Origin of the sequence: Mycolicibacterium pyrenivorans, from assembly GCF_025821625.1 — a bacterium.
GTDB classification, from domain to species: domain Bacteria; phylum Actinomycetota; class Actinomycetes; order Mycobacteriales; family Mycobacteriaceae; genus Mycobacterium; species Mycobacterium pyrenivorans.
Map to the genome: position 1 here is coordinate 1 of NZ_JACKSH010000279.1, position 8,738 is coordinate 8,738.

An 8,738-nucleotide genomic window follows, 5' to 3' on the forward strand; every position below is an offset into this window, starting at 1 on the left:
ACGGCGCCGATCGCGGTCACGCTGGCCAACCGGGTCATCGCATGTTCGTCGGCGGCGCGCGCGGCGGGTGTGCGGCGGGGGCTGCGGCGCCGGGAGTCGCAGGCCCGATGCCCGGAGTTGCATGTCGTCACCGCCGACCCCGCCCGCGATGCCCGGCACTTCGAGCACGTCACCGCCGCGGTGGACGCCCTGACGCCGCGCGCGGAGGTGCTGCGGCCCGGACTGGCGGTGCTGTCGGTCCGCGGTGCGGCCCGCTACTTCGGCTCCGAGCAGGCGGCCGCGCAGCGACTGATCGACGCGGTGGCCGCGGCCGGGGCCGAATGCCAGGTCGGAATCGCCGACCAGTTGGGCAGCGCCGTCTTCGCCGCACGCGCTGGCCGCGTCCTCACCCCCGGCGAGGACGCGCGCTTTCTGTCGGAGCTGTCGATCCGGCAGCTGGCCGCCGAGCCCAGCCTGGCGCCCGCCAGCCGGGGGGACTTGGTGGATCTGCTGTGGCGCATGGGAATCCGGACGATCGGGCAGTTCGCCGAGTTGTCCCGAAGCGATGTGGCCTCCAGGTTCGGAGCCGATGCGGTAGCCGCGCACCGCCTTGCCCGCGGCGAGCCCACCCGTGGCCCGTCGGGGAAGGATCCCGAAGAAGAACTCGACGCGGTGATGAACTGCGATCCCCCCGTCGAACGGGTGGACGCGGCGGCCTTCGCCGGTCGGTCACTGGCCGGCGTGCTGCACCGGAGCCTCGAGGCCGCAGGGGTGGGCTGCACCCGGCTGGCCATCCATGCCGTCACCGCCGGCGGTGAAGAGCTGGAACGTGTCTGGCGATGCGCGGAGCCGCTCACCGAGGACGCCACCGCCGACCGGGTGCGCTGGCAGCTGGACGGCTGGCTGAACCGGCGCCATCGAAGTGAACGGCCCAGCGCGCCGATCACCGTGCTGCGGTTGCGTCCGGTGGAGGTGGTGTCCGCGGAAGCCCTGCAGCTGCCGCTGTGGGGTGGCGTCGGTGAGGAGGACCGGCTGCGGGCCCGGCGGGCCCTGGTGCGGGTCCAGGGTCTGCTGGGTCTCGACGCGGTCAAGGTTCCGGTGCTCAGTGGCGGGCGCGGCCCGGCAGAACGCATCACCCTCACGCCGCTCGGGGATGAGCTTGTGCCACAAGCGAACCCGGACCAACCGTGGCCGGGACGGCTTCCCGAGCCGTCGCCGAGTGTGTTGCTCGACGACCCGGTCGAGCTGTTCGACGCCGCGGGCGGCCCGGTGCGGGTCACCGCGCGGGGGCTGTTCTCCGCAGATCCGTTCCGGTTGGAGGCGCCGGGGCGGTCGGGCCGGCTGTCCTGGTGGGCAGGCCCCTGGTCCGTCGACGAACGTTGGTGGGAATCAACGGAAGTGAGAAGCGGCCGGACTGCGCGAGTGCAGGTGCTGCTCGGCAGTGACCAGGCGCTGCTGCTGTGCTACCGGCAGCGGCGCTGGTACCTCGAGGGCGTCTATGAATAGGCGCTCAGAAGAGGTTGGTGATGACCTGCGTGGTCTGGATCCTGACCTTGCAGTCGGAGTCCTTGAAGTGCGCCTGGGCGTAGATTTCGTCGTTGTCGTCGAGCACCCCGCTGTCCTCGTCGAGGAGGTTCTTCCGGAGCAGGATCTCGCGTCGGTACTCCAGGCCCTGTGAGGTTGCTTTGAGGTAGCCCTGATCGTCGACCTGGACGCCCGGGAACGGCTTCATGACGATGTATCGGTCGTTGTAGCCCTCGTCGTCGGCGAAGACGTAGTAGTTCATGCCGCCCTGGCAATCGCCGTTGCTGATGTTGTTGAGAAAGCCCACCGCGTCGGCCTGCGGCATCGGAATCCGCCCCAGGATCGCCAGGCGGTAGTTTCCGGGACTCACCGAATCCTGGACGATGAACAGCATCGCGCCCGACTGACCCGGGGCCGCCGAGGCAGGAGCCGGGCCGGCCGTCAGTCCGACGGTCGCCGCCGCGGCCGCAGCCGTTGCGATGAACCTTCTGAAGGTGGGGAACGTCATCATTTGTCTCTCCTGGGGATCGCGGGCCATCGGCAGGCCCGAACACCCGACACAGACGCGATACCGGCACCTGGGACGCAATTCCGTGGTTCGTTGCGTCCCTACGGGACTACCGTCGTCAGTACTGTGGGGCGCCCACGCGGGTGCCGGAAGGACGACAGTCATGAGCGCCGACGTGACGAAGACACGCGCTGCCGCTGTGATGCAGCCGACCGAGCAGATGTGGCGCGAGATGTTGCCGCAGCTCCGGTCGTTCGTGCGGCGACGGATTGCGAACCCCGACCGCGCCGACGATCTCGTCGCCGAGATCCTGCTGCGAATCCACCAGCACGTGGGCTCACTCGACGACCGGGAGCGACTGACGAACTGGGTCTTCCGGATCGCGCGCAACGCGATCATCGACGAGTACCGTCGGGCAGGCCGCAGCCGGGAGCACTTGACGTCGACCCTGCAGGATGAGCCTGCGCAGGTCGACGAGAACGAGCCCGGGGTGTTGCAGGAGCTTTCCGCGTGCCTGCGTCCGATGCTCGCCGGGCTGTCCGAGGAGCAGCGGATGGCGGTGGAGATGATCGATCTCGACGGGCTCAGCCAGGCCGACGCCGCGCAGCGAGCGGGAGTTTCGCTGTCCGGGATGAAGTCGCGGGTCCAGCGTGGTCGTCGCCGGCTCGGCGAGTTGTTGGGGCAATGTTGCGCGATGACCCTGGATGGTCGCGGCCTGCCGATGGATTACCAGCCTCCACCGGGCTGCGGATGCGCGGGGCGCTGACCCGCAGCCCGGTTTCGGCCTTCGGTCAGGCGCAGCAGGTGCTTTCGGCGCTGTCCTGTGCCGCGCAGTTCGTCGCGCACACCGAGGTGGTTTCGCCGTCCGGGTTGGCCGGGTCGTCGTCGCTGATGCTGTAGAACTCCCACCAGCCCAGTGGCACGTCCGGCGCGGTCACGAACACCTTGTCCTGGGTGGCGTGGCAACACACGTCCTGCTCGGCCACGGTGGTCTCGAGGCCGGCCGCCTCGAAGCGCCGCAGTGCCTCGGCGACCTCACCGGCAGTGGCCGCCTCTACGCCGAGGTGGTTGAGATGCTCGTTGGACCCCGGCTTCTCGATCAGCACCAGCTTCAACGGCGGGTCCTCGACCGCGAAGTTCGCGTAGCCGTCGCGCACCTTGTGCGGCGGCACCCCGAACACCTTCTCGTAGAACGTGACTGCCGCGGAGACGTCTTCGACGTTGAGCGCGAGCTGGATTCGTTTGGTGAACATGATGACTCCTTTCACGGGTACGCGTGTTCTGACGCACGCGGGCCGGTCAGGACGCACCCCGCCGCGCCGCGAACGCGCCCACCCGCTCTATGAACCGGTCGAAGAACGCCGCCGGGTCGACGTCGACACCGATGAGCGCGTTGGGTTCCCGGCCCCACCGGCGGCTCCAATCGGCGATGGTCATGCCGCGGGTCAGCGTGCCGGTCAGCTCGACGTCGACCGGTGCCGGGCGGCACCACACCAGCTCGGGGTCCAGTGCGACCGCGGCCGCCAGCGGGTCGTGCAGGTGCGCCAGGTACCCCTCGCCCTGGTCGTGGTGGAACTCGAAGTAGAACCTCATCGCGTCCTCGAGCACCCGGATCACCGGGTTGGAAGCGGCCGACGCGGTGCCCCGGTCGTCGTGCTCGGTCATCGGCGTCGAGGACGACCCCGCCGCCTCGGCCAGCAGGCTCAACAGCTGCGGCGTCATGGCGATGTTCTCGGTGAGGTTCAGCCCCAACACGATCGGCAGATGTGGTGCGTCGGCGGGCCACGCCGCGAACACCTCCGCCGCCGATTCCGGGTCGACGCTGACGTTCCATTCAGCCACCGGGGTGGTGTTGCCGCGATAGTCGAACGCGCCGCCCATGATCACCAGTCGCTTCAGCAGCCGGGGCAGGGTGGGTTCTGCGCGCAGCGCCAGCGCCAGGTTGGTCAGCGGTCCGGTGGCGACCCCGATCAACTCTCCCGGGTGGGCGTGGGCGGCACGCACCCACGCCTCGGCGGCGTCGTAGGCGGTGAGATCCGTGGTCGGGGCGGGCAGCCGTGCGTAGCCGAGGCCCTCTGGCCCGTGGGTGTCCTCCGCCGTGCGCAGCTGCGCGCGCAGCGGGTTCGCCGATCCCCTCGACACCGGCACACCGGTGATCCCGCACAGCTCCAGCAGCCCCAGGTTGTTCTGGCAGACCTGATGCACGGGAACGTTTCCCGCGGTTGAGGCGATGCCGACGAGCTCGGCATCGGCGCTGCCGAACAGGAACACCAGAGCCATCGCGTCGTCCACGCCGGTGTCGACGTCGAGAAAGACGGGTTGGCGCACGCCGGTCACCAGTGAACGCCGGGGACCAGCCGCACCGCCCTCTTGACCGTGCGGGGAACCCGTACCCCGCGGGCGGGTCGAGCCGGACGCTTGGGTCGTCGCACCGCAGGCTCGCGCGACGGCCTGTCGTCGGGGACACCCCGTGCCGCAGCCGAATCGGGGTAGCCCAGATACAGCTGGTGCAGCACGCGGCGGGAGAGTTTCGGGGTGAGGTACATCCCCAGGTCGGCGATCGTCCCGATCGGTGTGTCGATGCGGGCCGGCTTGTCCACCAGCCCGCGCACCACCATCGCGGCTGCGTGTTCGGCGGAGATGGCCGGCGCCGGATTGAGGGCGCCGGAAGGGGCGATCATCGGCGTCTTCACCAGCGGCATGTGAATGTTGGTGAACGTGATGTGATCCGAAAGGGTCTCGGTACCAACGACTTCGGCGAACGCATCCAGTGCGGCCTTGCTGGGGATGTACGCGCTGTACTTCGGGTTGTTGGCCTGTACGCCGGCGGTGGAGACGTTGACCACATGCCCGAACCGTCGTTCCCGCCAGTGGGGGAGCAACGCCAGAACCATGCGGACCGGCCCGAAGTAGTTGACCGCCATCACGCGCTCGTAGTCGTGCAGGCGGTCGGTGGACGCGATCACCGACCGCCGGATCGACCGCCCGGCGTTGTTGACCAGGTAGTCCACATGGCCGAAGCGCCCCAGGATGTCCTTCACGGTGTGCTCCACCGCGGCCGAGTCGGTGACGTCACAGGTGAACGCGTGCGCGTCGCCGCCGCCCGCGCGGATCTCGGTGATCAACGCGTCGAGCGCTTCGGCGTTGCGCGCCAACGCGAATACCGTCGCACCCCGCGCGGCCACCGCAATCGCCGATGCCCGCCCGATGCCGCTGGAGGCGCCGGTGATGATCACGTGCCTGCCCACCAGCGGGCCATCCGCATCGTCGCGGCGGGCCCGGTCGGGGTCGAGGTGCTCGGCCCAGTAGCGCCACAGCTGCGGCGCATAGGACGCGAACTCCGGAGCCGTGATCCCGGTGCCCTGCAAGGCTTCCTCGGTGCGCTCACTGGTGAACGTGGGCGCCAGGTCGACGACGTCGAGAATCTCGCCGGGGATGCCGAGCTGCGTGGCGACCATGTTGCGCAGGATCTTCGCGCGCCCGGTCATCTGAAGGAACGGGGTGGCCGCGGCACGGGGCAGGGACCCGATCAGGGGCGGCAAGCCGGCCGCAGGGGCGATACCGCGGTAGATGCCCCGCAGGCCGATCGTCTTCGGCGCCGTCAGGTGGAAGGTCTGGCCGTCGCGCCCGTCGAGGCGCATGAGCGCGGTGATCGCCTCGACCACGAAGTCCACGGGAACGATGTTCGTGCGTCCGGTGTCCGGCAGCATCATCGGTGTGAACTTGGGGAGCATCGCAAGCCTGGCCAGTAGGCCGAAGAAGTAGTAGGGGCCGTCGATCTTGTCCATTTCCCCGGTCTTGGAGTCGCCGACGACGACGGCGGGCCGATATATCCGGTAGCGGAGCCCGTCGACCGTGCGCACCAGCAGTTCGGCTTCGAACTTGGTCTGGTGGTAGGGCGTCGGGAGGTCCTGCGCGACATCGAAGTCGTCTTCGGTGAAGACCCCGCGGAACGTCCCGGCGACCGCGATCGACGACACGTGATGCAGCGTCGCATCCAGCCGTTGCGCCAACGCGATCACGGCGCGGGTGCCGTCGACGTTGGCGGCGCGCTGCCGGTGCTCGGGCACGGTCATGTCGTAGATCGCCGCGCAGTGCACGACGTGATCCATCTCGCCGAGGTCGGCGAGATCGGCATCGCTGAGCGCCAGGCCGGGGGCGGTGAGGTCCCCCACGAGCGGTTCGACGCGGCCGTCCCAGTTCTGAGCCAGTCGTTCGAACCTGCCGAGCGACTCGCGCCGGACCAGCACGTGAATCGCCGTGGTGTCGGGAAGGTCGAGGATCCGCTTCACCAGACGCCTACCGATAAACCCGGTACCGCCGGTAACGACATAGCGCATGCGACACATGGTCACGCGTCTCCGGACAAAGGTCAACACCTGCCCTAACGAGGGCCTGCGCCGGATATCGTCTCGTCCTATGCCGATAGATCCGAACGCCGTCGGGGTGACAACCGATCCACAGGTCTACGAATGGACCGACCGCGACACACTGCTCTACGCGCTCGGCGTGGGCGCGGGAACCGAGGATCTCGCGTTCACCACCGAGAACAGCAACGGCATCGAGCAGCAGGTGCTGCCCACCTACGCGGTGATCGCATGCCCGCCGTTCGCCGCCGCCACCAAGATCGGGTCGTTCAACTTCAGCCGTCTGCTGCACGGATCCCAGGCCATCCGGGTGTTCACCCCGCTGCCTGCGGCGGGCCGGCTCAGCGTCGTCTGCGAGGTCGCCGACATCCAGGACAAGGGCGAGGGCAAGAACGCGGTCGTGATGCTCAAGGCCACCGGCAGCGATCCCGACAGCGGGCAACCGGTCGCCGAGACGCTCACCACCCTGGTGATCCGCGGTGAAGGGGGCTTCGGAGGACAGCCCGGGCAGCGTCCCGCCGCGCCGGAGACACCCGAGCGTGACCCCGACTCCCGCGTAGCGCTGCCCACGCGGGAGGACCAGGCCCTGATCTACCGGCTGTCGGGGGACCGCAACCCGCTGCACAGCGACCCGTGGTTCGCCCGCGAGCTGGCGGGATTCCCCAAGCCGATCCTGCACGGCCTGTGCACCTACGGAGTCGCCGGCCGGGCGTTGGTCGCCGACCTCGGTGACGGTGACGCCTCCAGGATCACCGCGATCTCGGCACGCTTCACCTCGCCGGTGTTCCCCGGGGAGACGTTGACGACGTCGATCTGGCGCACGGACCCGGGACGGGCGGTGTTCCGTACCGAGGCCGCGAATCCGGACGGATCCGGCGCGAGACCGGTGCTCGAGGACGGCGAGGTCGAGTACGCCACAGGCTGAGGCTGCCGAACCGGCCGACGCGGGCCTGATCTTGCGCTCACGACAATTCCTTGCTCTGTGAAATGGTTTGCTGGGCTGGTAGCGTTCGGCGTGCCAGGGGGTATTGATCTGGACCGAGCATGCGTAAAACGGGGGTTGGTGGATGTTTGATGGTTTGCGGAGATCCCCCGCTGAACTCATAGGCCCTGCATCGTGGCGGTCCGATCAGTACTACTGGTTTACTGCGGTCCTCGCTTCCAGGGGGATGCAGGGGTCGGCATGTCGTCTGGTCGCGGTGTGTATCGCGACCCTCGGCCTGGTCCCCGTCGCGCTGATGGCCAGCGAGCTCGGTCCGCAGACCGTGGCGACCCGGAGCGCCGCGGTCGTCATCGCCGTGTCCTGCCTGGCGATGGCCGCGGTGTGGTTGCGTCACCACTGGCCCACCCGGGCGCAGTCGCTGTGGTGCGTCATCGGCGGATCGTTGGTCATCGGTGTGGCCGCCCTCATCGTCGCCGACCCGATCGCCGGACTCCTGGGGACCGCGAGCTATGTCCTGCTGACGGCGTTCGCGGTGTGCTTCCACAGCCCGCGGATGCTGCTGGTGACCTGGACCGTCGCCGCGGTGGTCATCGGGGTGCTGTTCGCGCGGCTGGCGGCCACGGATCTGGCCCTGGCGGTGGCCGCGGCGGGTGTGGTGGTGCTGCTCAACGTCTTCGTCGCGTTGGCCTGCCGCGCCGGGATCAAGCTGGTCCAGCCCGACGCCCACCACAGTGACATCGAGCAACTCACCGGCCTGCTGCATCGCGACGCGTTCTACCGCGGGGTGGCCACCCTGCTGGCCTCGCGGAGTCGCAGTGACGATCAGTATCTGGTCGTGGTCGCCGTGAACATCGACAGCTTCTCGCTGCTGCTGGGGCTTTCGGGCGCGCGCGGAGGGAACCGGGCGCGCGTGACGGTAAGCCAGGCGCTGCGCGAGACCGTCCGGCACAACGCGATCGTCGCCCACATCGCCGACGACGACTTCCTGATCGCCGACACGTTCACGACCGCCGACGCCTCACCGCTGGTGGAACGGATTCGCGGCGCGATCGCCGTGACACCGCAGCGGCTGACGGCCAGCATCGGCGTGGTCTGCACGCCGTTACCGCCGCTGGCGGCGGAGCCTCCCGACGATGTCGCCGACAAGTTGATCGCGATCGCCACCACCGCGATCGAACAGGCGCGGATGGCCGGGGGCAACCAGGTCCGGTATGTCCTTCGGCCGACCCTCGGCGAGGACGACGACGGCGGCGGCGGCGCCCCGGACGGCGCCGACAGGTTCGCCTGAGGTTCCGGCACAGCCTGGTCATGTCGAACGTGTGTGCGACTCCTCACCTTGTTGTGGGGAGTTTCGGGCTGATTCCGCCGAGCATGAGGTAGATCATCGAGGTCAGTGATTTGGCGGTGTGATGGCCGT

At 69.0% G+C, this 8,738-nt stretch carries 8 protein-coding genes; 4 read left to right on the plus strand and 4 right to left on the minus strand.

The features are described from left to right. Positions 1–1,485, plus strand: a 1,485-nt coding sequence (locus H7I57_RS30840) for a DNA polymerase Y family protein (protein WP_264028347.1), incomplete at its 5' end; no start/stop codon positions are given. A gap of 4 nt (positions 1,486–1,489) precedes the next feature. Here H7I57_RS30840 and H7I57_RS30845 read toward each other — a convergent pair. Next, positions 1,490–2,011: a hypothetical protein gene (locus tag H7I57_RS30845; RefSeq protein ID WP_264028348.1), complete on the minus strand. Its 522-nt coding sequence runs from the start codon at positions 2,009–2,011 to the stop codon at positions 1,490–1,492. 163 nt (positions 2,012–2,174) lie between these two features. Between H7I57_RS30845 and H7I57_RS30850 the strand changes: the two genes are divergently transcribed. Then, the gene (locus H7I57_RS30850; RefSeq protein ID WP_264028349.1) at positions 2,175–2,777 is read left to right on the plus strand and encodes a sigma-70 family RNA polymerase sigma factor; all 603 of its coding nucleotides are present in this window, start codon (positions 2,175–2,177) and stop codon (positions 2,775–2,777) included. A 25-nt stretch (positions 2,778–2,802) separates the two neighbouring features. Here the strand turns inward: H7I57_RS30850 and H7I57_RS30855 are convergent, their stop codons facing one another. The 3 genes from H7I57_RS30855 to H7I57_RS30865 are packed head-to-tail and all read right to left on the minus strand — an operon-like array spanning position 2,803 to position 6,351. Beyond that, positions 2,803–3,264 (minus strand): ArsI/CadI family heavy metal resistance metalloenzyme, encoded by a 462-nt coding sequence (locus H7I57_RS30855; protein WP_264028350.1) that lies wholly within the window; start codon positions 3,262–3,264, stop codon positions 2,803–2,805. Between the two features lie 46 nt (positions 3,265–3,310). After that, on the minus strand, positions 3,311–4,339 hold the full coding sequence (locus H7I57_RS30860; RefSeq protein ID WP_372510496.1) for a nucleoside hydrolase: 1,029 nt from the start codon (positions 4,337–4,339) through the stop codon (positions 3,311–3,313). Positions 4,340–4,344: 5 nt separating this feature from the next. Next, positions 4,345–6,351, minus strand: a complete 2,007-nt coding sequence (locus H7I57_RS30865; protein WP_264028352.1) for an SDR family oxidoreductase — start codon at positions 6,349–6,351, stop codon at positions 4,345–4,347. A gap of 79 nt (positions 6,352–6,430) precedes the next feature. Between H7I57_RS30865 and H7I57_RS30870 the strand changes: the two genes are divergently transcribed. Further along, positions 6,431–7,303, plus strand: a complete 873-nt coding sequence (locus H7I57_RS30870) for a MaoC/PaaZ C-terminal domain-containing protein (RefSeq protein WP_264028353.1) — start codon at positions 6,431–6,433, stop codon at positions 7,301–7,303. Between the two features lie 274 nt (positions 7,304–7,577). After that, entirely contained in the window at positions 7,578–8,609 is a 1,032-nt protein-coding gene (locus H7I57_RS30875; protein WP_264028354.1) for a diguanylate cyclase domain-containing protein, read from the plus strand. Positions 8,610–8,738 lie beyond the last annotated feature (129 nt).